General features: G+C 65.1%; 24 protein-coding genes and 1 pseudogene. 13 read left to right on the top strand and 12 right to left on the bottom strand.

Features of this window, described 5'->3' with window-relative positions; all coding sequences use genetic code 11:
* The first annotated feature begins 229 nt into the window (after nt 1-229).
* The 5 genes from queC to OKW38_RS18395 all read left to right on the top strand — a co-directional run bounded on the left by queC (nt 230) and on the right by OKW38_RS18395 (nt 3,828).
* Nucleotides 230-961 carry a 7-cyano-7-deazaguanine synthase QueC gene (gene queC / locus OKW38_RS18415; protein ID WP_090802235.1) on the top strand — a complete coding sequence of 244 codons (732 nt, stop codon included), beginning with the start codon at nt 230-232 and terminating at the stop codon, nt 959-961.
* Between the two features lie 64 nt (nt 962-1,025).
* On the top strand, nt 1,026-1,658 hold the full coding sequence (gene queE, locus OKW38_RS18410; RefSeq protein ID WP_184060905.1) for a 7-carboxy-7-deazaguanine synthase: 633 nt from the start codon (nt 1,026-1,028) through the stop codon (nt 1,656-1,658).
* A 9-nt stretch (nt 1,659-1,667) separates the two neighbouring features.
* The gene (gene queD / locus OKW38_RS18405) at nt 1,668-2,123 is read left to right on the top strand and encodes a 6-carboxytetrahydropterin synthase QueD (RefSeq protein ID WP_090805502.1); all 456 of its coding nucleotides are present in this window, start codon (nt 1,668-1,670) and stop codon (nt 2,121-2,123) included.
* A gap of 191 nt (nt 2,124-2,314) precedes the next feature.
* Entirely contained in the window at nt 2,315-3,097 is a 783-nt protein-coding gene (locus OKW38_RS18400) for an HpcH/HpaI aldolase family protein (protein WP_090802233.1), read from the top strand.
* Between the two features lie 29 nt (nt 3,098-3,126).
* Nucleotides 3,127-3,828 (top strand): tetratricopeptide repeat protein, encoded by a 702-nt coding sequence (locus tag OKW38_RS18395; RefSeq protein WP_429363784.1) that lies wholly within the window; start codon nt 3,127-3,129, stop codon nt 3,826-3,828.
* Nucleotides 3,829-3,911: 83 nt separating this feature from the next.
* On the opposite strand, the gene rodA is transcribed toward OKW38_RS18395, so the two are convergent.
* The 5 genes and pseudogenes from rodA to OKW38_RS18370 all read right to left on the bottom strand — a co-directional run bounded on the left by rodA (nt 3,912) and on the right by OKW38_RS18370 (nt 10,370).
* Entirely contained in the window at nt 3,912-5,060 is a 1,149-nt protein-coding gene (gene rodA / locus OKW38_RS18390; RefSeq protein WP_429362598.1) for a rod shape-determining protein RodA, read from the bottom strand.
* Nucleotides 5,061-5,070: 10 nt separating this feature from the next.
* Nucleotides 5,071-7,446, bottom strand: coding sequence for a penicillin-binding protein 2 (gene mrdA, locus OKW38_RS18385; RefSeq protein ID WP_429362596.1), 2,376 nt, complete (start codon nt 7,444-7,446; stop codon nt 5,071-5,073).
* A gap of 79 nt (nt 7,447-7,525) precedes the next feature.
* Entirely contained in the window at nt 7,526-8,038 is a 513-nt protein-coding gene (gene mreD / locus OKW38_RS18380; protein WP_090802227.1) for a rod shape-determining protein MreD, read from the bottom strand.
* Nucleotides 8,035-9,171, bottom strand: a complete 1,137-nt coding sequence (mreC, locus tag OKW38_RS18375; protein WP_187612099.1) for a rod shape-determining protein MreC — start codon at nt 9,169-9,171, stop codon at nt 8,035-8,037. Before mreC ends, mreD begins: the two co-directional genes overlap by 4 nt.
* Nucleotides 9,172-9,325: 154 nt before the next feature.
* Nucleotides 9,326-10,370: pseudogene (locus tag OKW38_RS18370) on the bottom strand (rod shape-determining protein).
* A gap of 372 nt (nt 10,371-10,742) precedes the next feature.
* On the opposite strand from OKW38_RS18370, the gene gatC reads away from it, so the two are divergent.
* The 5 genes from gatC (at nt 10,743) to OKW38_RS18345 (ending at nt 15,984) form a co-directional block, all read left to right on the top strand.
* Nucleotides 10,743-11,042: an Asp-tRNA(Asn)/Glu-tRNA(Gln) amidotransferase subunit GatC gene (gene gatC / locus OKW38_RS18365; RefSeq protein WP_018419087.1), complete on the top strand. Its 300-nt coding sequence runs from the start codon at nt 10,743-10,745 to the stop codon at nt 11,040-11,042.
* Nucleotides 11,043-11,200: 158 nt separating this feature from the next.
* Nucleotides 11,201-12,688, top strand: a complete 1,488-nt coding sequence (gene gatA, locus OKW38_RS18360; protein WP_187612098.1) for an Asp-tRNA(Asn)/Glu-tRNA(Gln) amidotransferase subunit GatA — start codon at nt 11,201-11,203, stop codon at nt 12,686-12,688.
* Between the two features lie 5 nt (nt 12,689-12,693).
* Entirely contained in the window at nt 12,694-14,169 is a 1,476-nt protein-coding gene (gene gatB / locus OKW38_RS18355; RefSeq protein WP_429362594.1) for an Asp-tRNA(Asn)/Glu-tRNA(Gln) amidotransferase subunit GatB, read from the top strand.
* 143 nt (nt 14,170-14,312) lie between these two features.
* A complete protein-coding gene (locus OKW38_RS18350) occupies nt 14,313-15,152 on the top strand; it encodes a PPK2 family polyphosphate kinase (protein ID WP_429362592.1) in 840 nt (279 codons plus the stop codon).
* A gap of 52 nt (nt 15,153-15,204) precedes the next feature.
* The gene (locus tag OKW38_RS18345; RefSeq protein ID WP_090802219.1) at nt 15,205-15,984 is read left to right on the top strand and encodes an exodeoxyribonuclease III; all 780 of its coding nucleotides are present in this window, start codon (nt 15,205-15,207) and stop codon (nt 15,982-15,984) included.
* Between the two features lie 59 nt (nt 15,985-16,043).
* On the opposite strand, the gene OKW38_RS18340 is transcribed toward OKW38_RS18345, so the two are convergent.
* The 7 genes from OKW38_RS18340 to argB form a co-directional block, all read right to left on the bottom strand.
* Nucleotides 16,044-17,363, bottom strand: coding sequence for a M48 family metallopeptidase (locus tag OKW38_RS18340; RefSeq protein ID WP_429362590.1), 1,320 nt, complete (start codon nt 17,361-17,363; stop codon nt 16,044-16,046).
* Nucleotides 17,345-18,739 carry an AmpG family muropeptide MFS transporter gene (locus tag OKW38_RS18335; RefSeq protein ID WP_429362588.1) on the bottom strand — a complete coding sequence of 465 codons (1,395 nt, stop codon included), beginning with the start codon at nt 18,737-18,739 and terminating at the stop codon, nt 17,345-17,347. The genes OKW38_RS18340 and OKW38_RS18335 overlap by 19 nt, the downstream gene beginning before the upstream one ends.
* Nucleotides 18,740-18,753: 14 nt before the next feature.
* Nucleotides 18,754-19,362 carry a methionine biosynthesis protein MetW gene (metW, locus tag OKW38_RS18330; RefSeq protein ID WP_090802214.1) on the bottom strand — a complete coding sequence of 203 codons (609 nt, stop codon included), beginning with the start codon at nt 19,360-19,362 and terminating at the stop codon, nt 18,754-18,756.
* Nucleotides 19,359-20,504 (bottom strand): homoserine O-succinyltransferase MetX, encoded by a 1,146-nt coding sequence (gene metX, locus OKW38_RS18325; protein WP_429335578.1) that lies wholly within the window; start codon nt 20,502-20,504, stop codon nt 19,359-19,361. The genes metW and metX overlap by 4 nt, the downstream gene beginning before the upstream one ends.
* A gap of 321 nt (nt 20,505-20,825) precedes the next feature.
* Nucleotides 20,826-21,536 (bottom strand): nucleoid occlusion factor SlmA, encoded by a 711-nt coding sequence (gene slmA / locus OKW38_RS18320; protein WP_187628401.1) that lies wholly within the window; start codon nt 21,534-21,536, stop codon nt 20,826-20,828.
* 41 nt (nt 21,537-21,577) lie between these two features.
* Entirely contained in the window at nt 21,578-22,345 is a 768-nt protein-coding gene (locus OKW38_RS18315; protein WP_429362586.1) for a pyrimidine 5'-nucleotidase, read from the bottom strand.
* Between the two features lie 157 nt (nt 22,346-22,502).
* On the bottom strand, nt 22,503-23,402 hold the full coding sequence (argB, locus tag OKW38_RS18310; protein WP_018419098.1) for an acetylglutamate kinase: 900 nt from the start codon (nt 23,400-23,402) through the stop codon (nt 22,503-22,505).
* Between the two features lie 265 nt (nt 23,403-23,667).
* On the opposite strand from argB, the gene OKW38_RS18305 reads away from it, so the two are divergent.
* The 3 genes from OKW38_RS18305 (at nt 23,668) to OKW38_RS18295 (ending at nt 26,077) form a co-directional block, all read left to right on the top strand.
* A complete protein-coding gene (locus OKW38_RS18305) occupies nt 23,668-23,892 on the top strand; it encodes a cysteine-rich CWC family protein (RefSeq protein ID WP_429335581.1) in 225 nt (74 codons plus the stop codon).
* Nucleotides 23,893-24,227: 335 nt separating this feature from the next.
* Entirely contained in the window at nt 24,228-25,538 is a 1,311-nt protein-coding gene (locus tag OKW38_RS18300) for an ATP-binding protein (RefSeq protein WP_429335582.1), read from the top strand.
* Nucleotides 25,535-26,077 (top strand): response regulator transcription factor, encoded by a 543-nt coding sequence (locus OKW38_RS18295; protein WP_429362585.1) that lies wholly within the window; start codon nt 25,535-25,537, stop codon nt 26,075-26,077. The genes OKW38_RS18300 and OKW38_RS18295 overlap by 4 nt, the downstream gene beginning before the upstream one ends.
* Nucleotides 26,078-26,186: the final 109 nt, after the last annotated feature.

Below are 26,186 nucleotides of genomic sequence, written 5' to 3'. Positions count from 1 at the left end.
GGCATCGCAAGCGGTCGTGCACCGCGCGAATGCAGTGCCGAGCATGTCGCACCGAAGCACCCAATCCTTCGCCCGACGATCGGCGGTATAAGCGCCCAGCCACGTTCCCGCGCAACGCGCGACCTATACTGCTTTGGGCCGGCACAGTGCCGGCACACGTCGCGCCGCGTTGCTTGCATGGCGCACCTCGCGCAGCGCGACGTGGCACTCTCATTCACGGAGTATCACGGTGATCCGCAAAGACGCTAAGCGTAGCGCGCTCGTGCTGTTTTCCGGCGGCCAGGATTCCGCCACGTGTCTTGCGTGGGCGCTCGACCGTTACGACACGGTCGAAACGGTCGGCTTCGATTATGGTCAGCGTCATCGTGTCGAACTCGAATGCCGCGAAGGATTCCGTCAGGCCGTCGTGCGTGCGTTTCCGGCGTGGGCCGATCGTCTCGGCGACGATCACACGATCGACCTGTCGCTGCTCGGCGCGATCAGCGACACCGCGATGACGCGCGAGATCGAAATCGAAGCCACGGCCAATGGCTTGCCGAACACGTTCGTGCCGGGCCGCAATCTGATGTTCATGACGATCGCCGCGGCCATCGCGTATCGGCGAGGTTTGCAGGTGCTGGTCGGCGGGATGTGCGAGACGGACTTCTCGGGCTACCCCGATTGCCGCGACGACACGATGAAGGCGCTGCAGGTCGCGCTGAATCTCGGCATGGACGCGCGTTTCGCGCTGGAGACGCCGCTGATGTGGCTCGACAAGGCCGACACGTGGCGCCTCGCGCGCGCGCTCGGCGGCGACGCATTGGTGGAACTGGTGCGCGTCGAGACGCATACCTGCTACGTCGGCGAACGGGCCGAGTTGCACTCATGGGGCTTCGGCTGCGGCGAATGCCCGGCATGCCGGTTGCGCAAACGTGGCTATGAGGCCTACCTCGCCGGCGAAAAAGTCACCGAGCCGGTCTGACGGCTCGCGCGAGAGCGCCCATCATTGAGCATCGTTGATTCAGGAACACAGGACAGAAAGCAGCATGACGTACGCGGTCAAGGAAATTTTCTACACGTTGCAGGGCGAGGGCGCGAATGCCGGGCGGCCGGCCGTGTTCTGCCGTTTCGCGGGCTGCAATCTGTGGTCCGGCCGCGAAGAGGATCGCGCGGACGCCGTCTGCCGTTTCTGCGACACCGACTTCGTCGGCACCGACGGCGAGAACGGCGGCAAGTACCGCACACCTGACGAACTGGTCGCGATGATCGCGTCGCAATGGCCGCAAGGCGAGGGCGAACGCTTCGTCGTGTGCACTGGCGGCGAGCCGATGCTGCAGCTCGATCAGCCGCTCGTCGACGCGCTGCACGCGGCCGGCTTCGAGATCGCGATCGAGACCAACGGCTCGCTGCCGGTGCTCGACACGATCGACTGGATCTGCGTGAGCCCGAAGGCCGACGCGCCGCTCGTCGTGACGAAGGGCAACGAACTGAAGGTCGTGATCCCGCAGGACAACCAGCGCCTCGACGACTACGCCAAGCTCGACTTCGAGTATTTCCTCGTCCAGCCGATGGACGGCCCGTCGCGCGACATCAACACGAAGCTCGCGATCGACTGGTGCAAACGTCATCCGCAGTGGCGCCTGTCGATGCAGACTCACAAGTATCTGAACATTCCCTGATTTGCCGTGCTGACGATTACCCGAAAACTCGAATTCGACGCGGGCCACCGCATTCCCGATCACCGCAGCCAGTGCCGTAATCTGCACGGCCATCGCTACGTGCTCGAAATCACGCTGCTAGGCGATCTGGTCGACACCGAAGGCGCGCCCGATCGCGGCATGGTGATGGACTTTGCCGACGTGAAGTCGCTCGCCAACGAGCACCTGGTCGACAAGTGGGACCACGCGTTTCTCGTCTACGAAGGCGACACGCAGGTGCGTGGCTTCCTCGACAGCATGGCGGATCACAAGACGGTCGTGATCGATCGCATTCCGACCGTCGAAAACCTCGCCGCGGTTGCGTTCGACATTCTCGCGAACGTCTACGACGCGCACTACGGCGTGAACCTGCGCCTGCACAAAGTGCGTCTGTACGAGACGCCGAATTGCTGGGCCGAGGTGGTCCGCGACTCGCTTCCCACCTGAATCCACGCCCCGCCGCGCGAACGAACTCTCGCGTTATTGTCACGGTATGATCGTTCCGACCAACACACGGAGCGAGACATGCCGGTCACCGCATCGCGTCGCAGCAGGCAACGAGGCCGTCAGCGCCCCGGTGCCTGTCTGATCCACTATCTGGCCCCGCTTCGCATTGCAAACTTGCGCGAGGCCAGCCGATGAGCACCTTCACCAACTCCCTCAAACAACGTCTGAAGGACAACGCGCCGCTGATCGGGCTGTGGTTGTCGCTCGGCAGCGAGGCCGCCGCGGAAGCACTCGCGCACGCCGGCTTCGACTGGCTGCTGATCGACATGGAGCACGCGCCCAACGATAGCGGCGGCGTCGAGTCGCAATTGCGCGCGATTGCCGCCGCCCATCTGCCGAGCGAGCCGGTGGTGCGGGTGCCCGCGAGCGAGCCGTGGCTCGTCAAGCGCGTGCTCGACGCCGGCGCGCGCACGCTGATGTTCCCGAACATCGAATCCGCTGAAGACGCGGCACGCGCCGTGCGGCTCACCCAATATCCGACCGCCGAGGCGCTCGACGGCCTGCGCGGCGTCGCGGGCGTCGTGCGCGCGGCCGGTTACGGCATGCGGCGTGATTACGTGCAGACGGCCAACGCACAGATCGCGACGATTGTGCAGATCGAATCGGCGCGCGGCTTGCGGGAGGTCGAGCAGATCGCGGCGACGCCGGGCGTCGATTGCCTGTTCGTCGGGCCGGCCGATCTGGCCGCGAGCCTTGGTCATCTCGGCGACGCGAAACACGCGGACGTGCAGGCGGCGATGGCGCGTATCGTCAGCGCGGCGGACAAAGCCGGCATTGCCGCCGGCATCTTCGCGATGGACGTGGCGAGCGCGCGGCAGCATCGCGACGCCGGTTTTCGCTTCGTCGCGCTAGCCGCCGACGTGATCTGGATGTTGCGCGCGACGCGCCAGGCATTACAGGAGGTGAGGTCATGAACGGCAGAGTGCAGAGGGACGCCGGGCGGATGATCCCGCGAGTGACCGCGCAAGTGACCATGGCGGTGGCGCTGCTCGCGACTGGCGCGTGGAACGCCGCGTATGCACAGGATCACGTCGCCAAGGCGAACGATCCGCAGACGCAATCCGCGGTGGCCGACTACAACGCCGGCAATCTTGGCGCGGCGCTGAGCGAATTCCGCCAGGCCGCCGAGCGCGGCAGCCGGCTCGCGCAGTTCAACTACGCGATGATGCTGCTCAACGGCGAAGGCACGCCGGTCAACGTCGACGAAGGCAAGAAGTGGCTGCGTAAGGCCGCCGACGCGAACATGTCGCACGCGCAATACGTGTACGGCAAGATGTACGACGATGGCGAGTTCGTCGAGCGCGATCCGGTGGAGGCGCATCGCTGGTTCATGAAGGCGGCCGCGCAGGGCCATGTGCAGGCGGAGCTCGCGCTCGCGAATCAGTTCCTCGACGGACGCGGTACCGAGCGTGACAACAAGCAGGCGTTCGTCTGGTACAAGAAAGCGGCGCAGGGCGGCGACATGACCGCGCAGTATGTGACCGGCTCGTTCTACGAGCGTGGCGGCGATGGCGTCGACCGGAATCTGAATGTGGCGCGCGCATATTACGCGGCCGCGGCGGCGCAGGGCGATCCGGCCGCGCGCCTGAAGTATCAGCAGTTGAGCGCGCAGCTGCGCGATCAGAAGGAAGTGAAGCCGCAGTAATGAAGCAGCAATAAAGCAAAAGGGCGCTCGCAACGAGCGCCCTTTTTTGCATTGTCGTTTGCTAGCGTGCCGCTAGCTACGGGTTAGCTCTGCATCAACCGCTTCTGTCGCGCGACGCTCATGATCAGCCCGATCGCGACGCCCAATGTAGTCAGCGCGGTGCCACCGTAACTCATGAACGGCAACGGCACGCCGACCACCGGCAGAATCCCGCTCACCATGCCGATATTGACGAACGCGTACGTGAAGAACGCCATCGTCAACGAGCCGGCCAATAATCGCCCGAACAATGTCGCGCCGTTGGCCGCGATGTAGAGCCCGCGCGCGATCAATAGCATGTACAGCGTGAGCAGCACGATTCCGCCTGCCAAACCGAACTCTTCCGAAAACACCGCGAAGATGAAGTCGGTGTGCTTCTCGGGGATGAACTCCAGATGCGCCTGCGTACCCTTCAGCCAACCCTTGCCGAGCGGGCCGCCCGAGCCGATCGCGATCACCGCTTGAATCGTGTGGAAGCCTTTGCCGAGCGGGTCCGAGGTCGGATCGAGCAGCGTGCAGATGCGGTGCTTCTGGTAGTCGTGCATCAGCGGCCACTGCACTTCGGGCTGACAGATCTTGTCCTGGAACGCCGAGATCGACGCAACCGCAATCACGGCCGCGATCAGCACCGGCACGATCAGCTTGAAGCTCAGCCCCGCGAAGTAAATCACGAACAGGCCGGCCGCGAACACGAGCACGGCCGTGCCGAGGTCGGGCTGCTTCGCGATCAGGCCGACCGGCACGATCAGGATCACGAAGCCGACCAGGTAGTCGTACCAGCGCATCACGCCTTCGCGGCGCTGGTAGTACCAGGCGAGCATCAGCGGTGTGGCGATCTTCATGATTTCCGATGGCTGGATCACCACGCCGACGTTGATCCAGCGCTTCGCGCCCTTGCGCGTAAGGCCGAACATAGCGACCGCGACCAGTAGCGCGATCCCGAACGCGTAGAGCGGGACCGCGAAGCGCATCAGCGTATTGGGCGGCACATTGGCGAGTCCCCACATCAGCACGAAGGTGAGCAGGATGTTGCGCAACTGGTCTTCGACACGGCCCGGCATATCGAGCGTCGCGCTGTACAGCGTGACGATGCCGACGCACAGCAGCAGAAACACGATCAGTGCGAGCGGACGGTCGAAGCCTACGAACATCCGCTTGATGCGCTCGAGCCAGGCGCGCTTGTCGAATTGCATGCCTTTCTCCTTATTCGTCGATGCCGCCGGCGGCCGGCTGGCGCGGCGACGCGCCTTGGAAGCTGTCCTCGCGCGATGGTGCCGCGACGCTCGGCGCCGGCTCGCTTGCCGGACGGGGCTGGTGCGGGGCGCCGGACGTACGCGACGCGGATTTCTTTGCCGCGGACGAAGCCGATGCCGGCTTCGCCGCCGAGGCCGCGCGCGCTGCGGTGGCCGAAGCCGCTGCCGGCGCGCTGGCCGGCACCGTTGCCGCCGCGCCAGCCGACGCCGTCACCGGCGCAGACGCGCCATTCGCGCCCGAAGCCGCAACAGCCGCCGACGCACCGGAGGCCATCGCGGCAGCCGCCGCCCCTGGCATCGGCAGTGCCTTGAAGCCCGCCGCAATCTTGAGCGGCTGAGCGCCATCATGCGATGCAGGCGTATCGCCGACCTGCGGCGCGGATGCTTCGAGCGTGGTCGATGCCGCTACCGCGACCGCCGCTTCTTCCGCACCGGGCTTGTTCTTGCCGACCAGGTAATAGTCGAGCACCCTGCGCGCGATCGGACCGGCCGCCTCCGCGCCCCAACCGCCGTTTTCGACGACCAGCGCGAGTGCGATCTTCGGTTGATCGGCCGGCGCGAAGGCGATGAACAGCGCGTGATCGCGCAAATTCTCCGCAACCGCGTGACCTTTGTAGTTCGCGCCTTGCAGCGAGTACACCTGCGCGGTACCGGTCTTGCCGGCCGCCTGATATGGCGCGCCCGCGAATACTTTGGCCGCCGTGCCGTTCGTGACCACGCCTTCCATCGCGCGCTTGATGAAGTCGATGTCCTGCTGCTTGACCGCGATCTTGTCGCTCGGATCGCGCACCACCGGCCGCGTGTCCTTCGTGATCGGATTCTCGATGTCGCGCACGAGGTGCGGCTTCATCACGACGCCGTTGTTCGCGAGCGTTGCGGTGGCATGGGCGAGCTGCAGGATCGTGAACGAGTTGTAGCCCTGGCCGATGCCGAGGCTGACCGTTTCGCCTTCGTACCACTTCTGCTGCTCGGGGCGGCGGTACGCGTGGCGCTTCCAGTCGGTCGACGGCAGGATGCCCTTCGCTTCGCCAGCGATGTCGATGCCGGTGATCTGCCCGAAGCCCCACGGCTTCATGAAGTTCGCGATGTTGTTGACGCCGAGATCGTGAGCGAGCATGTAGAAGTACGTGTCGTTCGACACGACGATCGCGCGGTTCATGTCGATCCAGCCTTGGCCCGAGCGCACGTCGTTGCGGAACGTGTGGCCGCCGAACGTGTAGTAACCGGGGTCCTGGAAGCCCCAGCTCGGCGTGCGCTTGTGCAGCGTCAGCGCGGCGAGCGCCATGAACGGCTTGTAGGTCGAGCCCGGCGGATAGGTGCCGTGCAGCGGCCGGTTCAGGAGCGGATGGTCGGGCGAGTTGTTCAGCTCGTCCCAGCTCTGCTGGTCGATGCCGTCGACGAAGGAATTCGGATCGAAGCTCGGCGCCGACACGAATGCGAGCACGTCGCCGGTGGACGGCTCGATCGCGACGAGCGCGCCGCGGTGTCCGGCGAACGCCTGCTCGGCGACCTGCTGAAGGCCGATGTCGAGCGACAGCACGAGGTTGTTGCCCGGGGTCGCCTGGGTGCGCGACAGCGTACGCACCGGGCGGCCGCCCGCCGTCACCTCGACTTCCTCGAAACCGGTCTGGCCGTGCAGCTCGGTCTCGTAGCTCTGCTCGACGCCGATCTTGCCGATGTAATCGGTGCCCTTGTAGTTGTTCGCGTCAAGACGCGGATCGTAGTGATCCGGATCGCTGTCATTCTGATCGCTGGCGTCGTCGATGCGGTCCTGGTCGCGTTGCGAAATCCGTCCGATGTAGCCGATCACGTGCGCGGCGGTCGGCCCGAGCGGGTACTGGCGGAACAGCCGCGCGCGCACTTCGACGCCAGGGAAGCGGAAGCGCTGCGCGGTGAAGCGCGCGACTTCGTCGTCGGTCAGGCGCGTGCGGATCGGCAGACTTTCGAAGTTCTTCGAGTCTTCCTGCAGCTTCTTGAAGCGGCGACGGTCGCGCGCATCGATCGACACGACGGTGGCGAGGTTGTCGATCACGTTATCGAGCGTGTCGTTCAGCTTCGACGGGGTGATTTCAAGCGTATAGGCCGAGTAGTTCTTCGCGAGCACGACGCCGTTCCGGTCGGTGATGATGCCGCGGTTCGGCACGATCGGCGCGACGGAGATGCGGTTTTCATCGGCTTGCAGCGAGTACTTGCTGTAGTGCCAGACCTGCAGGAACAGGAAGCGGAAGCCGATCAGCCCGAAGCAGACAAACACGAACAGGCCCGCCGCCGCGACGCGCAGGCGGAATTTCGTGAGCTGCTGTTGAGTGTCCTTGAATTCGGTCATGCGATTCTGCAAAAGGCCGGCATGCGGCCATCAAGAGTGTGCGCCCAAACTGGCCGCGGCCGGTGGGCCCGATGCGGGATCAAATGGGGCGAGTATCGTCCGGGTCGGCGGGGCGGCGCTGCGGCATCAGCAGCAAGATGCTGGCGACCGGCCATAGCGCCGCTTCGACGAAACCGTCGATCAGATAACTCCAGCCCGGAAACGCCGCGCCGGTCAACAACCGGATCACGAACGGCACCAGTTGCGCGACGACGAGCAGCGGCATCACCGCGAACATTTGCACGCCGAGCGACATCCACAGCACGCGGCGGTGAATCGTGATCGCGCCGTACGAGAGCAGCGTGTAGGCGAGCGCGTGCTCGCCGAGCAGGCTCGCGTTGTGCACGTCCATCAGCAGACCGAGCAGAAACGCGATGCCCATGCCCACCTTGCGCGGCTGATGGACATTCCAGAACAGCAGCACGAGTGCGACGAAATCGGGCACGCCGGCGAGACGCCCCCACGGCATCAGGTTCAGCAGGAACGCGGAAGCGAGGCTGAACGCGATGAAGTACGGGTTGACAGGCTGCAGGATGTATTGCGGGCGATTCATGGCTGAGCCCCCGGCTCGGCTTGCGGCTTCACATTCTTCGCGGCGGCCGGCTTTTCGGCTTTCCTGTCGGCTGCGGGCTTGTCGGACTTCTTGTCGGCCGCAGCTTTGCCCGGCGCCTTTTCCACGGATTTGGCTGCGGGCTTTTCGGTCGCCGCTTTGTCGGCGGCGTTCCTGTCGGCTGGCCTGGCGGCGGATTTGTCCGCCGCGCCCTTGCCGTCCGCTGCTTTGGCGCCCTTCTTCGCTTTCGCTTCCTTCGCGACGGTTGCCGCGTCGGGTTCGTCCGCCGGGCGCGGCGGCGCGTTGTTCTGGACGTGCAGCACGAGCACCTGACGCGCACCGCGCACCGCGGCGACCGGCAGACTGACTACGCGCGCAAACGCGGTGTCGGCCTGCTTGTCGACGCGCACGACCTTCGCGACCGGCAGCCCCGGCGGATACACGCCGTCGAGGCCGCTCGTGACGAGCTCGTCGCCGGTCTGGACGTCGGCGCTGATCGGCACGAAGCGCAGATCGAGCGTGTCGCCCTTCGGCGTACCGTAGATCACGCTGCGCAAGCCGGTGCGCAGAATTTCGACCGGCACCGCCTGGTCCTTGTCCGTCAGCAGCGTGACTTCGGCCTGCAGCGGGAACACCCGTGTGACCTGGCCGATCACGCCATCTTCGTCGACGACCGGCGAGCCGTTCTGGATGCCTTGCTGCGCGCCGCGTCCGATCACGACCTTCTGCGTGAACGGATCGCGCGTGTCGTACTGGATTTCGGCGGGCAGCGATTGCGTGGTGAGGCTCTGCGACAGTTGCATCAGCGCGCGCAGATGGCCATTTTCGGCGGCGAGCGACGCGGCCAGATTGGCCTGCTGCGACAGCCGCAGATCCTTCGCGCGCAGCTTCGCGTTCTCGTCGCGCAGCGTGGCGCTCGTCACGGCGAGGTCGGCGGCGCCCATGAAGATGTCGCGCGGCACGAGCGCTGCGCGCTGCAAAGGATAAAGACCCGCGCCGAGCACGCCGCGGACGATTTCGAGCGTCTGGAAGCGGGCATCGGAGATCAGCAGGGCGAGCGCCAGCACGACGAAGAACACCAGTCGGGCCAGAGCGGAGGGGCCTTGCTTGAACAGGGGCGGCGGACTGTATTCCATGGTCGGCGCCGGGGGCGTGAGCGGTTGGGTGAGACGGCGACGCGCAAGGCGCGCGCGGTCAGCGAGCGGAGGCTGGTCGGCCCAGCCAACGACAAAGCGGCCCGCAAGGGGCCGTGTGCCAGATCCGCGCTACTGACATGGGAGGAAGGCTCGCTTACTCGTACGAGAAGATGCTGCCGAGCTTGTCCATGCGTTCGAGCGCCATGCCCGAGCCGCGCACGACGCAGGTCAGCGGGTCTTCGGCGACGAGCACCGGCAGGCCGGTTTCTTCGGCGAGCAGGCGATCGAGGTCGCGCAGCAGCGCGCCACCGCCGGTCAGCATCATGCCGCGCTCGGCGATGTCCGCGCCGAGTTCCGGCGGCGTCTGTTCCAGTGCGATCTTCACCGACGACACGATCTGGTTCAGCGGATCGGTCAGCGCTTCGAGGATTTCGTTGCTGGAGATCGTGAAGCTGCGCGGAATGCCTTCCGACAGATTGCGGCCCTTCACTTCCATTTCCTTGACCTCGGAGCCCGGGAACGCGGAGCCGATTTCCTTCTTGATGGCTTCGGCGGTCTGTTCGCCGATCAGCATGCCGTAGTTGCGGCGGATGTAGTTGACGATCGCTTCGTCGAACTTGTCGCCCGCCGACGCGCACCGAGCCCTTGTACACGATGCCGCCGAGCGAGATCACGCCGACTTCTGTCGTGCCGCCGCCGATGTCGACGACCATCGAACCCGTTGCTTCCGACACCGGCAGGCCCGCGCCGATCGCGGCAGCCATCGGTTCTTCGATCAGATACACCTGCGAGGCGCCCGCGCCGTGCGCGGCTTCCTTGATCGCGCGACGCTCGACCTGGGTCGAACCGCACGGCACGCAGATGATGATCCGAGGCGACGGCGAGAACATGCGCGATTCGTGAGCAGTCTTGATGAACTGCTTGATCATCTGCTCGGTGACGGTGAAGTCGGCGATCACGCCATCTTTCATCGGGCGGATCGCCTCGATGTTGCCCGGCACCTTGCCGAGCATCTGCTTGGCTTCCTTGCCGACTGCCTGAATGGTCTTCTTGCCGTTGGGGCCGCCTTCCTGGCGGATCGACACGACCGACGGTTCGTCGAGAACGATGCCCTTGCCGCGCATGTAGATAAGGGTGTTGGCGGTGCCGAGGTCAATCGCCAGATCGTTAGAGAAGTAGCTGCGCAAAAAACCGAACATTCAAAATCCTGTCTCGCTGGGGGCCGGGCCTCGCACCGTATGCGTAGGGCGGCAGCGGAAAAATAACAGCTTCAACCGGGCGGTAGCGACGCCACATGAACTTGAAGCCGCGGGGGAGTCTACCGGAGGCCGTTGCAAAGCCAGGGCGGAAAGCGCCGGACGTTCTTGGAATTGTCCGCAAGGCCTTGGTAAGTCGGTCCGGGTTTGGGTCGAACGCGTAATGATACCTTATAATTTTGGATGTTTTGAAGGAAACGGAGCGCACATTTTGTCATTGCCGCTCCTTTTTCAGGATTGTCCTATCTTGTCGTAACCCGCTGTTACAACGCGACTTTTTAACTGTTGTGACATTCCACCCTTTCCGGTGACTGCATGGCTCTGACCCTGACCGATGTAAAACGCATCGCGCATCTCGCGCGACTCGAACTGGCCGATGCCGACGCCGAGCACACGCGTGCCCAGCTCAATGATTTTTTCGGCCTCGTCGAGCAGATGCAGGCGGTCGATACCACCGGCATCGCGCCGCTTGCCCACCCGATCGAGCAGATCGAAGACGTCGCGCTGCGTCTGCGTGACGACGCCGTCACGGAGACGGTCGAGCGCGAGGCTTTCCAGCGCCCCGCGCCGGCCGTTCAGGACGGCCTGTACCTCGTGCCGAAGGTGATCGAATAAGACCCGCCGGGCAGACCCCGGGTCTGGCGTCGGCGCGAGCCTCCGTGGTCCAGACGCGCGTCCTCGCCGCGAACCTTGCCGGACCGGTCTGCCGACGGGCAACCGAAGGCCTCCACGGCGGCGTGACCACGCTGCCGCGCTTTCCAGGATAAAACGCAATGCATGAAAAAAGTTTGAGCGAACTGCGCGCCGCGCTCGCGGCCAAGGAATGCTCCGCAGTCGAACTGGCGCAGCTGTACCTGAAGCGGATCGACGCGGCCAATAGCCTGAACGCGTTCATTCAGGTCGATCCGGAACTGACGCTCGCGCAGGCGAAAGCCGCCGACGCGCTGCTGCACACGGGCCATGCGGGCCCGCTGGTCGGCCTGCCGATCGCGCACAAGGATGTGTTCGTCACGAAGGGCTGGCGCTCCACGGCCGGCTCGAAGATGCTCGCGAACTACGAAAGCCCGTTCGACGCGACCGTGGTCGCGCGTCTGCAGAACGCCGGCATGGTGTGCGTGGGCAAGACCAACATGGACGAGTTCGCGATGGGTTCGTCCAACGAGAATTCGTATTTCGGCGCCGTGCAGAATCCGTGGGACCGCAAGGCCGTGCCGGGCGGTTCGTCGGGCGGCTCGGCTGCCGCCGTGGCCGCGCGTCTCGCGCCCGCCGCGACCGGCACCGACACCGGCGGCTCGATCCGCCAGCCGGCGTCGTTCTCGGGCATCACCGGCATCAAGCCGACGTACGGCCGGGTGTCGCGCTACGGCATGATCGCGTTCGCGTCGTCGCTCGACCAGGGCGGCCCGATGGCGCAAAGCGCCGCGGACTGCGCGACGCTGCTCAACGCGATGGCCGGCTTCGACGAGCGCGATTCGACGAGCCTCTCGCACGAGCGCGAGGACTACACGCGCTATCTCGGCAAGTCGTGGCAGGACGGCGGCACGGACAAGCCGCTCGCCGGTCTGCGCATCGGCCTGCCGAAGGAGTATTTCGGCCCCGGTCTCGCCGACGACGTGCGCGCGTCGATCGACGCCGCCTTGAAGCAGTACGAAGCGCTCGGCGCGACGCTCGTCGAGGTGTCGCTGCCGAAGACCGAACTGTCGATCCCGGTCTACTACGTGATCGCGCCGGCCGAAGCATCGTCGAACCTGTCGCGTTTCGATGGCGTGCGGTTTGGCCATCGCGCGGCCGAGTACCGCGATCTGCTCGACATGTACAAGAAGTCGCGCGCCGAAGGCTTCGGCCCGGAAGTGAAGCGCCGCATTCTGGTCGGCACCTACGTGCTGTCGCACGGCTACTACGACGCGTACTACCTGCAGGCGCAGAAGATCCGCCGCATCATCGCGCAGGACTTCCAGCAAGCGTTCAAGCAGTGCGACGTGATCATGGGACCGGTCGCGCCGTCGGTGGCGTGGGACATCGGCGCGAAGGGCGACGATCCGGTGCAGATGTATCTGGCCGACATCTATACGCTGTCGGTGAGCCTCGCCGGCCTGCCTGGCATGAGCGTGCCGTGCGGTTTCGGCGCGGGCGCGAATGCGCAGCGTCCGGTCGGTCTGCAGATCATCGGCAACTATTTCAACGAAGCCCGGATGCTGCAGGTGGCCGACGCGTTCCAGCGCGCGACCGACTGGCACCGTCAGGCACCGGCAGGAGTGTGAGCACCATGACCAAACAATGGGAAGTCGTGATCGGTCTGGAGACCCACACGCAGTTGTCGACGCATTCGAAAATCTTCTCGGGCACCGCGACCCAATTCGGCGCCGCGCCGAACACGCAGGCCAGCCCCGTCGATCTGGCCTTGCCGGGCACGCTGCCGGTGATGAACCGCGGCGCGGTCGAACGCGCCATTCAGTTCGGCCTCGCGATCGGCGCAACGGTGGCGCCGCGCAGCATCTTCGCGCGCAAGAATTATTTCTACCCGGACCTGCCGAAGGGCTACCAGATCAGCCAGTACGAAATTCCCGTCGTGCAGGGCGGTCAGGTGACGATCCAGGTGCCGGCCAATGAAAAGGCGGGCAAGGAAGCGTACGAGAAAACCGTCAACCTGACGCGCGCCCACCTCGAGGAAGACGCGGGCAAGTCGCTGCACGAAGACTTCGCGGGCATGACCGGCATCGACCTGAATCGCGCCGGCACGCCGCTGCTCGAAATCGTCACCGAGCCGGAAATGCGCAGCGCGGCCGAGGCCGTTGCCTACGCGAAGTCGCTGCACACGCTCGTCGTGTGGCTTGGCATCTGCGACGGCAACATGCAGGAAGGCTCGTTTCGCTGCGACGCGAACGTGTCGGTGCGTCCGGTCGGCCAGAAGGAATTCGGCACGCGCACCGAGACCAAGAACCTGAACTCGTTCCGCTTCCTCGAAGAAGCGATCCAGTACGAAGTGCGTCGCCAGATCGAGCTGATCGAAGACGGCGGCACGGTGGTGCAGGAAACGCGTCTGTACGATCCGGACAAGCGCGAGACGCGTTCGATGCGCAGCAAGGAAGACGCGCATGACTACCGCTATTTCCCCGACCCCGACCTGATGCCGCTCGTGATCGACGCCGCGTGGGTCGAGCGCGTGAAGAGCGAGATGCCGGAACTGCCGGAAGCGATCCAGCGGCGCTTCGTGTCGCAGTACGGACTCACGCCGTACGACGCGAACCTGCTGACCTCGAGCAAGGCGACGGCCGCTTACTACGAAGCGGTAGTCGCCAAGTTCGGTGCGGCCAACGCGAAGGTCGCGGCGAACTGGGTGATGGGTGAAGTGTCGTCGCAGCTCAACCGCGAAGGCCTCGACATTGCCGCGTGCCCGGTCTCGGCCGCGCAGCTGGCGCTGGTTCTGCAACGTATTGCCGACGGTACGATCTCGAACAAGATCGCGAAGGAAATCTTCCTCGCGATCTGGGAAGAGAAGGCCACCGACGAAGCCGCCGCCGACCGCATCATCGAGGCGAAAGGCTTGAAGCAGATTTCGGACACCGGCGCGCTCGAAGCGATCATCGACGAAGTGCTCGCCGCGAACCAGAAGTCGGTCGACGAATATAGCGCCGGCAAGGAAAAGGCGTTCAACGCGCTGATCGGCCAGGCGATGAAAGCAACCAAGGGTAAGGCCAACCCTGCTCAGGTCAATGAATTGCTCAAGAAGAAGTTGTCCTGAGTTGAAGTGCCGCGGGCCGGGCGTGATCGCGCCCGTGTCACCACGGGCCGTTGCCGGATCGAAGCAGGGCAACGGCCCGTTTTATTTTGCGGACTCGCTTCAGCCGGTTAAGCGTAGGTAAGCGTAGACCTTGGAGTGTATGCATGACAAAGCAACCCGATCTCGACGATTTCCGCGTGCCGTATTTCGACGACGGCAAGAAAAAAAACCACTTCTCGCTCGACCATTTCGATCCGAAGGCGAAGCCGTTTTCGAGCGGCTCGAAAGACGCTGACCGCGCGCGTCTGTCGGAAGTAGGCCTGCTGCTCGACAACCTGCAGGAGCGGCTGCACGCGCAGCGCAAGCGCCGCGTTCTGCTAGTGCTGCAAGGCATGGACACGAGCGGCAAGGACGGCACGATCCGCGCGGTATTTCACGAAGTCGATCCGCTCGGCTTGCGCATCGTGCCGTTCAGGGCGCCGACGCCCGTCGAACTCGCGCACGACTTCCTGTGGCGCGTGCATTCGCAGGCACCCGCGGCCGGCGAGCTGACGATCTTCAACCGCAGTCACTACGAAGACCTGCTCGTGCCGACCGTGCTGGGCGCGCTCGACGCCGCGGCGTTCCAGCAGCGGTGCCGCCACATCCGTCAGTTCGAGGAGATGCTCGCCGACAGCGGCGCGACGATTCTCAAGTGCATGCTGCACATTTCAAGGGACGAGCAGCGTGTGCGTTTGCAGGAGCGCATCGACGATCCGCTGAAGCATTGGAAATTCGACGTGTCGGATCTCGAAGCGCGCAAGCAGTGGGACGCGTATCAGTCCGCGTATCGCGACACACTGGCCGCGACGTCGACCGAATACGCGCCGTGGTACGTGATTCCGGCCGACTCGAAGACGCATCGCAACGTGATGGTCGCCGAACTGCTGCTGCGCACGCTCGACGCGCTAAAGCTCGAATATCCGCCGGCCAAGGAATCGCTGAAGGGCGTCAAGGTCGAGTGAACGCGGCCTTGCCCCTTGGCTTCAGAAACGAATCGAACAAAAGAGGAAAGACATGTTGCGTGTGATTACCGCCAACCTCAACGGCATCCGCTCGGCGGCGAAGAAGGGCTTTTTCGACTGGTTCGGCGAACAGGGCGCCGACGTGCTTTGCGTGCAGGAAATCAAATGCTCGCAGGACGACATGACGCCGGAGTTCATGGCGCCGCACGATTTCACCGGCTATTTCCAGCATGCGGTAAAAAAGGGTTATAGCGGCGCGGGCGTCTATACGCGGCATGAGCCGGACGAAGTGGTCATCGGCTTCGGCAGCGAGGAGTTCGACCCGGAAGGGCGCTATGTCGAGTTGCGTTTCGGCAAGCTGTCGGTGGTCTCGGTGTATGTGCCGTCGGGGTCGAGCGGCGACGAGCGCCAGCAGGCCAAGTTCCGTTTCATGGACGAGTTCATGCCGCATCTCGCCGAGCTGGCGAAGGAGCGCGAGGTGATCGTGTGCGGCGACGTGAACATCGTGCACAAGGAAATCGACATCAAGAACTGGAAGAGCAACCAGAAGAATTCGGGCTGCCTGCCCGAAGAGCGCGCATGGCTCGACAAACTGTTCGACGAAGTCGGTTATGTGGACGTGTTCCGCACACTCGACCAGCGGCCCGAGCAGTACACGTGGTGGAGCAATCGCGGTCAGGCGTATGCGAAGAACGTCGGGTGGCGGATCGATTACCAGATCGCGACGCCGGGCATCGCAAGCAAGGCGAAGCGCACCGACGTGTTCCGCGACATCAAGTTCAGCGACCATGCGCCGCTGACCGTCGACTACGACCATAAGGTCAAAAAGTAAGCCCACCGGCCGCGACGCGTGCAGCGCCGTGGCCCGCCGGCAGTCGTAGAACCGGGGTATCAGTCGCGCGCAGGCTTGCGGGTCGGCCGACCGATGCCTGCATAATCGGGCAACTCGTCGACGCTCTTGCCGATTGCCTTCGCGTACAGCGGCAGCATGTCCGGCAGCCGCTTCATGATGTCGTCGCGGCGCGCCGGCGTGTACGGGTGCACGTAGATGAAGCCCTGCTTGCGACTGCCGCGCGTCGCCTGCGCGAGCTTATCCCACAGCGTGACCGCCGCGCGCGGATCGAAGCCGGCGCGCGACGCGATATCGCTGCCAATCACGTCGGCTTCGGTTTCGTCGGTGCTCTCGTACTTCATTTCCAGCAGACGCGAACCGATGCCGAGCGGCGCCATGCCCAGATCGGCGAGGCCGAACAGTTGCGGAATCGTGCCGGACGAATCGAGCTGGCTCGCCTGCAACTGACCGAGCCGCATGCGCGCGTGCTCGCGCAACGCGTGCGCGATCTCATGGCCGATCAGCATGCCGACCTCGTCGTCGTTCAGGCGGACGCGATCGAGAATCCCGCTATAGACGACGATCTTGCCGCCCGGCAGGCAGTACATGCGGATGTCGTTCGAGCGCACCACCGCGACTTCCCACTTCCAGAGCTTGGCTCGCTCGTTCCATTTCAACGAGTACGGAATCATCCGGTCGATGATCGAGCGCACGCGCGTCACGCGCGCGTCCGTCTCGCCGTACAGGCGGTTCGCGTGGCTGGCGCCGTAGACGATCTGGTTGAACTCCTCGGCGGCCTGCGCCTCGAGCATCGACGACGGGATCAGGTTGCGGAACACCATGTAGCCACCGTAGCGCAGTTGCGGGCTCACGTAGTAGGGCGGCGGGACGGCCGCGGGGGCCGATGCCGCGGCGGGCGCTTTGGCGGTGGCGGGGGCGTGCGCGGGCTGCGGCGCGGAGCCGGAAGTAGCGGCGCCCGGAGCGCTACCGCTAGCGCTGGGCGTGCCCGGGGCACCGGCGTTGGCACCGGTGCTGTTATTCGCGCCAGGATTGGCACCGCCGGCGCTGTTGTTGCCGCTGTTGCCGGCTGCAGCCGAAGTCGCGTTTTCCGCGGCGCTGGTGCCGCTGGTCGCGGACCTGGCCGCAGGCATCGGGGCTGGGTTGGGCGTCGCACCGCTGGTGGTCGCGGCGGCGGCGGCGGCCGGCGCGGGCGCTTGCGCGCCGCTCACCGGGCTGGCGCCAATCGCCGGCGTGCCGGCCGCATAGGCGCCCGCCGGCATCGCCAGCGCGACGCTCGCGCAACCGAGGACGCTTACGGCGCCGAGTGCGGTGCGGCGCGCGCGGGTCGGAAGCGGTACCTTCACGACCGGTCCCTCCACGGCGCGATACGCACCAGTAGCAGCATGCCGGGCACCGCGAGCGCGGTGCAGAGGATGAAGTAGTCGAACCAGCCCATCCGCGCGACCACATAGCCGCTCGCCGCCGACGCGAGCGTGCGCGGCACCGACGCGAGGCTCGTGAACAGCGCGAACTGCGTCGCGGTGTAGCGCGGATCGGTGGTGCTCGCGATATACGCGGTGAACGCGGCCATCGTGAGACCGGTGGCGAAGGTCTCGAAGCCGTACACGAGCGCGAGCGCGACCGAGCGTGGATCGAGCTGCACGCTCCAGTCGATGCCGACGAACGACAGCAGCTTCGTCGTCCCCTGGCTCAGTGCGACGGCAATGTTGTAAATCGCGGCAAGTCCGGGCGAGTCCGGGCCGAGATGCGCGAGCCACGCGAAGCCGAGCGTCGACACGATCTGCAGCAAACCGAAGATCCACAAGCCGCGGCCGATGCCGATCTTCATCAGCCAGATCCCGCCGACGATGCCGCCCGCGAGACTCGCGCCGAACGCCGTGGTCTTGGCGATCACGCCGATCTGCGTGCGCGAAAAACCGATGTCGAGGAAGAACGACGTGGACAGCGTGGTCGCCATCGTATCGCCGAGCTTGTACAGGAAGATGAAGCCGAGCACGAAAAGGGCAGTGCGCCAGCCGTCGCGCTGAATGAATTCCCTGAACGGCTCGACGATCGCCTCGCGCAGATTCTTCGGCGGCTCGCCGTGCACCTCGGGCTCGCGCACGACCAGCGTCATCAGAACGCCCGGCAGCATGAACGCGGCCGTCACGATGAAGACGGTGCTCCACGGCAGATGATCGGACAAAATCAGCGCGAGCGAACCGGGCACGAGCGCCGCGATCTTGTACGCGTTCACGTGCACCGCGTTGCCGAGGCCCTGCTGCGTGTCGCTGAGCAATTCACGCCGGTACGCGTCGATCACGATGTCGGAGCTCGCGCCGAAGAACGCGACCAGAGCGGTCAGCGCGGCGACGGTCCAGATCGATTCGCGTGGCGACACGAAACCGAGCGTCGCCATCGCGCCGGCCACGAGCAATTGCGTGACGAGCATCCAGCCGCGCCGTCTGCCGGGCCGCCAACCGGGCACGCGCGGTACGTAGCGGTCCATCAGCGGTGCCCAGACGAATTTCCAGGTGTACGGAAACTGGATCAGCGCGAAGAGGCCGATTTCCTTCAGATTGACGCCTTCCGAGCGCAGCCACGCCTGCACGAGGTAGACGAGCGTAAACAGCGGCAATCCCGACGTGAAGCCGAGAAAGACGCAAATCAGCATGCGCGTATTCAAAAACGCGCGCCAGCCGGGATGTTCTTCGTGAGCGGTAAGTGCGGGCGCCTCGTGCGGCGGGTTCGACATGTGGATAAGTGACGTTAGCTTTTCTTGACGCGATAGACCGCAAGACTACCACGCCAGTTCACGCCCCAACGCACCACCTGTCCGTCATGCAGCACGACGCGATCGAGAATCTCGATGCCGACTTCGGGCGCGAGCGCTTCGAAGTCCTTGATCGTCAGCACACGCACGTTCGGCGTGTTGTGCCATTGATAAGGCAGCGACTTCGACACCGGCATACGCCCCTGCAATACCGACAGCCGATGCGCCCAATAGCCGAAATTCGGAAACGACACGATGCATTGCTTGCCGACGCGCACCGTCTCGCGCAGGATCGCCGCGGTCTGATGAATCGTCTGCAGCGTCTGCGACAGCACCGCGAAATCGAAGCTGCCGTCTTCGAACAGGCGCAGGCCGTCTTCGAGATTCTGCTGGATCACGTTGACGCCCTTCTGCGTCGCGGCGAGCACGCCGGCGTCGTTGATCTCGATGCCGTAGCCCTGCACGTCCAGTTCTTCGTTCAGCAGCGACAGCAACGAGCCGTCCGCGCAGCCGAGATCGAGCACGGTCGCGCGCGGTTCGACCCAGCGGGCGATCGCGCGGAAGTCCGGGCGCAATGCCAGGTAATCAAGTGCTCGCTGGTTCATGCGTTGACCTCGTTTGCAATGCGTTCGTAGTAGGCGCGCAGCAGGTTGTGATAGCGCGCATCGTCGAGCAGGAAGGCGTCGTGGCCGTGCGGCGCGTCGATCTCCGCATAGGTGACCGTGCGCTTGTGGTCGAGCAGCGCCTTCACCAGTTCGCGCGAGCGTGCCGGCGCGAAACGCCAGTCGGTCGAGAAGCTCGCGATCAGATACTTCGCGGTGGTGTGCGCTAGCGCGGCGGTCAGATCGCCGTCGAAGGCCTTGGCCGGATCGAAGTAGTCGAGCGCGCGCGTGATCAGCAGGTAGGTGTTCGCGTCGAAGTAGTCGGCGAACTTGTCGCCCTGATAGCGCAGATACGATTCCACTTCGAATTCGACGTCGAAGCTGAAGTTGTAGTCATCGAGCGCGCCTTCCGCGCGACGCAGCGAGCGGCCGAATTTTTCGGCCATGTCGTCGTCCGACAGATACGTGATGTGGCCGATCATCCGCGCGACGCGAAGGCCGCGCTTCGGTTTCACGCCGTGCGCGTAGTAGTTGCCGCCGTGGAAGTCGGGGTCTGACAGGATCGCCGAGCGTGCGACCTCGTTGAACGCGATGTTCTGCGCGGACAGTTTCGGCGTCGATGCGACCACGATGCAATGCGCGACCCGCTCCGGATACATCATGCTCCACGCGAGCGCCTGCATGCCGCCGAGACTGCCGCCCATCACGGCGGCGAAGCGCGTGATGGCCAACCCGTCGGCGACGCGCGCCTGAGCGTTGACCCAGTCTTCGACGGTGACGACCGGAAAGGTCGCGCCATACGGCTTGCCGGTCGCGGGGTCGATGCTCATCGGCCCGGTCGAGCCGAAGCACGAGCCGAGGTTGTTCACGCCGATCACGAAAAATTTGTCGGTATCGAGCGGCTTGCCCGGGCCGACCATGTTGTCCCACCAGCCGATGTCCTTCGGATCGTCGGCGTACACGCCCGCCACGTGATGCGATGCGTTCAGCGCGTGGCACACGAGCACCGCATTGCTGCGCGCGGCATTGAGCGTGCCGTAGGTCTCGACCATCAGGTCGTAGCCTGCGAGCGAGCTGCCGTTGCGCAATGGCAGCGGCTCGGTGAAATGCATTTTTTGGGGAGCGACGATGCCGATGGATTCCATTCATTCCGCCATTGAGTCAACAGGGCGGCTAAACGGCGTCGGCGAAGCACGAAGAGAAGGACGGTGTGCGCAGCTGACGACCTCTTTAGCCGCATTTATAGTGAACCGCGGGCCTGGGGCCAAGGGTTCGCGCGCCCGCAATCGAGTCAGCAAATCGGCGCGTGAAGGGGTGTGAAACCGGGTGCAACGTGTTTCGGGATGCCTTGGCGCGGTCCGTTATGCATCGGAAGGCCGCGGCAACATCAGGCGCAAAGTATAGCGGAAAATTCCGCGCGGCAGCGGCACGGGCGATGCCGCGCGAAGGGTGCGAGTCCTCGCGGACTACTGAAGAATCAGCAGCAATTGCTCGTCCGCGTGTTCGGCAGGCGGCCGCGCGAAACCGCTGCGCACATAGCGATGCCAGCGGCCGATCACATAGCTCACCACCAGGCTCGCGCGAATGGCGGGATCGTAGTCGGCAGGCAACGCAGTGGATTGCGGTGCGGTCTGCGGGCCGGCGTTGCCTGTGACGTCGTTATCCGCACGGGCAAGCGCTTCGGTCTGCGCGAGCCGCAAGCACTGCTTCAGCGATGCCTCGACGCGCTCGAGCATCTGGTTCACGCGCTCGGTGAGTCGCTCGTGCTCGCCGATCAGCGCCTCGCAGGTCAGCACGCGCGTCATGCCGGGATTTTTCGCGGGAAAGTTGAGCAGCATCAGCGCGATCGCGCGCGCCTGCAGCACGCCGTTGTTTTCGTGATTGGTGATCTGGTTGATGAGGCCGAACAGCGTCTGCTCGATGAACTCGATCAGCCCTTCGAACATCTGCGCCTTGCTGGCGAAATGGCGATACAGCGCGGCTTCCGACACACCGAGCCGGGCGGCGAGCGCCGCCGTGGTGACCTTCTCGCGCTTCGGCGCCTCGAGCATGCTGGCAAGCGTCTGCAGGATGTGCACGCGACGCTCGCCCGGCTTCGGACGCGGCGAGCGTGTGGCGGCCGGCGCCGCGGGGGAGGCTGCGGCTGAGGTTTCGTCAGGCTTGTCGATCGGCTGCATGGCTGTGGTCCCCCGGCTGATGTCGTTGGCGGCTTTCGTCCCTACTGTCCCGGCTTGCGTCCCTTCCATCGAACCGAGCGCGTGCCCAGTCGTAGCGATTTTAGCGAACGAATGCTGCGGTCGACATAATGCGGCCGGCCGGTGCCCGGCAGGCGCGTCGGTACACCGTCCGCGTGCGGCTTGCGCGGCAGGTGCCCGGTGATCCACACGGTGCGGATGCCGAGCCGTCGATAGTTTTTCAGGTGCGAACGCGTGTCCTCGACGAGGATCGCGTCTTTCAGCGACACGTGCGCGTCGCGCATCGCGCGGCGCAGCATCGCGTGATCGGGCTTCGCGCGCCATCGGCGGCGATCGCGCATGTGCTCGATCGCGATCACGCGCTCAAATAGCCGCTCGATGCGCAACTCGGCGAGCACTGCGCGCGCGTAGGTTTCGGGCGCGTTGGTCAGCACGATCTTGCGGCCCGGCAGCGCCGCGATCAGACGCGCAACGCCGCGCTCGTGGCGGATCATCGAGCAGAGGTCGGGGAACGTGTGCACGACCTTCAGGAAGTCGTGCGCGTCGAGCGGATGGTGGCGCGTGAGACCGAGCAGTGCTGCGCCGTAGCGCAGCGTGTAGCCGGTGCGCAGACGGTTGGCTTCGTCGATGTCGACTTGCAGCGCGTCGATGATGTACTGGGTCATGCCGCGATTGATCGCGGGGAAAATGGCATGTGACGCGCGGTGCAGCGTGTTGTCGAGATCGAACAGCCAGACGGGCTTGCCGCCTGCGAGGTCAGGACGGCGGCGCAGCGAAGAGGGGGTGCGCATGGTGGATTTCTTCACCCGCTGACGGGCGTTTCATGCTGCGGATGCGCAGAGATTGCCGCATCAACGCTCGGGGGCGCGCATGGACTGCCGGCCGCGAGGTGGGGCACAGGCGTCGCGCCGCTCGGACGCAACCCCTGTGCCGGGGATGCCGCAACGATCAATGCGAGCGGATCATCGTGCCGAACGGCTGTTCGGTCAGAATTTCGAGCAGCACCGAGTGCTCGATGCGGCCGTCGATGATGTGCACCGAGCGCACGCCGCTCTTCGCCGCATCGAGCGCGGACGAGATCTTCGGCAGCATGCCGCCGGAGATCGTGCCGTCTTCGAACAGACCGTCGATTTCGCGCGCCGACAGGTCGGTCAGCAGATTGCCTTCCTTGTCCATCACGCCGGGGATGTTGGTCATCATGACGAGCTTTTCGGCGTTCAGCACGACCGCCAGCTTGCCCGCGACGAGATCCGCGTTGATGTTGTACGACAGGCCGTCTTCGCCGAAGCCGATCGGCGAGATGACCGGAATGAACGCGTCGTCCTGCAACGCCTTCACGACCGCCGGGTTGATCGACTCGACTTCGCCGACCTGGCCGATGTCGACGTACTGGCCCGGAGTTTCGCGATCCGGCATCAGCATCTTGCGCGCGTGGATCAGGCCGCCATCCTTGCCGGTCAGGCCGACCGCGTGGCCGCCGAAGTGGTTGATCAGCATCACGATGTCCTGCTGCACCTCGCCCCCGAGCACCCATTCGACGACTTCCATCGTCTCTTCGTCGGTGACGCGCATGCCCTGGATGAACGTGCCCTGTTTGCCGATTTTCTTAAGCGCCTGGTCGATTTGCGGACCGCCGCCGTGCACGATGACCGGGTTGATGCCGACCAGCTTCAGCAGAATCACGTCGCGCGCGAAGCCCTGCTTCAGACGCTCTTCGGTCATGGCGTTGCCGCCGTATTTGATGACCACGGTCTTGCCGTGATACTGACGGATGTAAGGCAGCGCCTCGGCCAGAATTTCGGCTTTCAGGGTGGGCGCAATCTGCGAGAGGTCGGGAAGCTCGGACATGGCGGCAGGCTCGGGCACGGAACAGTTAAAACAGCGCGAATTGTACAGGACTGGCGCGCTGCAACAGGGTTTTCGGCCGCGGCGCGAGCGACGGGCGGTGCAGGCTTGGCGTACCGCACCATGACGGGCCGCGGGGGTGTCGAACAGCAAGCGTAACGCACTTGCGTGACGGCTGTGCATTGGCCGAACGGACGACTGCACCTGAGCGTGTCAGTCATGGCATCATGGCTTGATCAATGTCCCCGGCCCTGAGCGCCGATCTGCGATGAAATCGTCTTCCCCCCGCTCCGAACGCAGCGCACGCTGTCCGCGCTGCGGCAATGCTTTCGACTGCGGCATGCAGACTGAGCCGTCCAACTGCTGGTGCCGCGCGCTGCCGCCGCTACCGGTCGAGCGGTTAAAGCCAGGCGGCCGGTGTCTGTGCCCGGAGTGTCTGGCCGCGGAGATTGCACAGGCGACATACGAGGCGAGTGAGCATGAGCGGCCGTGATGGTCGGATTCGCCCGGGGGCCGATCAGAAACCGCCGACGCGCGGCGATGCTGCGCCACCCGCGCCCGCAGATCGCGCACAATCGCTTCCAGCGCCGACTCCCATTCGCCGAACCGCGGCTGCCGATCCGCCGCGATCGCGTCGGCGTGCCGGCAGGCCATCCGCAGCGTGTAGCCGGCGCGGAATTATGCGACGGCGTTTCCCGGGTCGAGTGGGGCAATAATGGCGGGCGTCGTCGAGCGGGTGCAGTTTGGTCGCGGCGGCGAAGCAACGGGCTTCATCTGCCGCGGCGCCACTGGCTCGGGCCGCGGCGGCGTAACGGGTAGACTAGGGTCATGCACCGTATAACCAACACCGGCCGCGTCAATCTCGGTCATCTGTTCTGGCTGCGCAGCCTCGCGATCATCGGTCAGCTGCTGACGATCGCGTTCGTGCAGATCTTCATCGGCGCCAATCTGCCGTTGCCGGCGATGCTGCTCGTGATCGGGCTCGAAGTGCTGTTCAACGCGCTCACGTGGTGGCGCGTGTCGCAGCAGCGTCCCGAGTCCAACCTCGAGCTGTTCGGGCAGATCTGGGTCGATCTCGGGGCGTTGTCGGCGCTGCTGTTCCTGTCCGGCGGCACCACCAACCCGTTCGTGTCGCTGTACCTGCCATCGCTTGCGATCGCGGCGGCCGTGCTGCCGTGGTATCTGATGGCCTGGCTCGCGGCGTTCGCAGTCGCCTGCTACGCGATGCTCAGTTTCGATTCCGTGCCGCTCAATCTCGAGAATCCCGCCAACCTGTTCGACTACTACCGTGCGGGCATGTGGGTCAACTTCATGGTCAGCGTGGGGCTGATTGCGTGGTTCGTCGCGCGCATGTCCCGAGCGCTGCGGCTACGTGACGCAGCGCTTGGAGAAGCGCAGCAGCGCTTGCTCCACGACGAACGGGCGGTCGCGCTCGGCGTGCAGGCGGCCACCGTGGCCCACGAAATCGGCACCCCTCTGTCTACAATCGCGATGTTGTCCGAAGAATTGCGCGACGCGGCGCGGACCGACGCGGGACTCGCCCCCTACCGCGCCGATCTCGAGCTGCTCGAGCAGCAGATGATGCTGTGCACCTCGGCGCTCGCGCGGTTGCGCAGCCGCGCAACGACCACGACGAACCGCCAGCCGGTCGACGAATGGCTCGAATCATTTGCCGGGCAATGGCGCCTGCGCCATCCTCACGTGAAGTTCGAGCGGCTTGGCACACCGCCCGCCGATGTCAGTCTCAACGACACGGCGGCCGTCAGCCAGATACTGACGATCCTGCTCGACAACGCCGCGCGCGCGAGCCGCGATCACGTGACACTGTCCTGCGTGCTCGCGCCACGCGGCGACCAGATCGTGTTCGAAGTGTGTGACCACGGTCCGGGCATTCCGGCCGCGCTGCGCGGCTCGCTCGGCGCGATGCCGGTGGAGAGCACACAGGGCGGTCACGGCGTCGGCCTGTATCTGGCGTTTTCGGCGGCGGCGCGTCTGAAGGGATCGATCGAGCTGACCGACGCCAACGGCGGACGGCCGCGCGGCACGCGTGCGGTGCTGCGACTACCGCTCGCCGCGCGCAAGATTTCCGGAGCGAGCCCACATGGCGCCGCGCCATCCAACACGGAGAAACAGGCATGAGCGAGAAGAATTTTCTGGTGATCGACGACGACGAAGTGTTCTCCGGCATCCTCGCGCGCGGCTTGACGCGGCGCGGCTACGCGGTGACCGAAGCACACAACGCGGACGAGGCGATCCGGCTCGCGAATCAGCAGAAGTTCAGCGAGATCACCGTGGACCTGCATCTCGGCAACGACTCCGGCCTGACGCTCGTCGCGCCGTTACGCGATCTGCAGCCCGATGCGCGCATGCTCGTGCTGACCGGCTACGCGAGCATCGCCACCGCGGTGCAGGCGGTCAAGGACGGCGCCGACAACTATCTCGCAAAGCCCGCCAACGTCGAGACGATCCTGTCGGCGCTGCAAAGCGAGGCGAGCGCGTTGCAGGCCGAGGAGGCGATCGAGCATCCGCAGCCGCTGTCGGTGGCGCGGCTCGAATGGGAGCATATCCAGCGTGTGCTCGCAGAACACAACGGCAATATCTCGGCGACCGCGCGCGCGTTGAACATGCATCGGCGCACGTTGCAGCGCAAGTTGGCGAAGCGGCCGGTGAAGCAGTAGGCGGCGATCTTCTGCCGCGGCGTTGGCTGTTCGAGGCGCCGCCGCGGGAAGGGCGGCACCAAACAAAACGGGCTGCCTATGCGAAGGCAGCCCGTTTTTCATGCATCAG

It is taken from the genome of Paraburkholderia sp. MM5496-R1 (genome assembly GCF_050436205.1).
Classification (GTDB): Bacteria; Pseudomonadota; Gammaproteobacteria; order Burkholderiales; family Burkholderiaceae; genus Paraburkholderia; species Paraburkholderia tuberum.
Note: the sequence above shows the minus strand (reverse complement) of the source record. Positions and strands in the feature narration are given on the sequence as shown.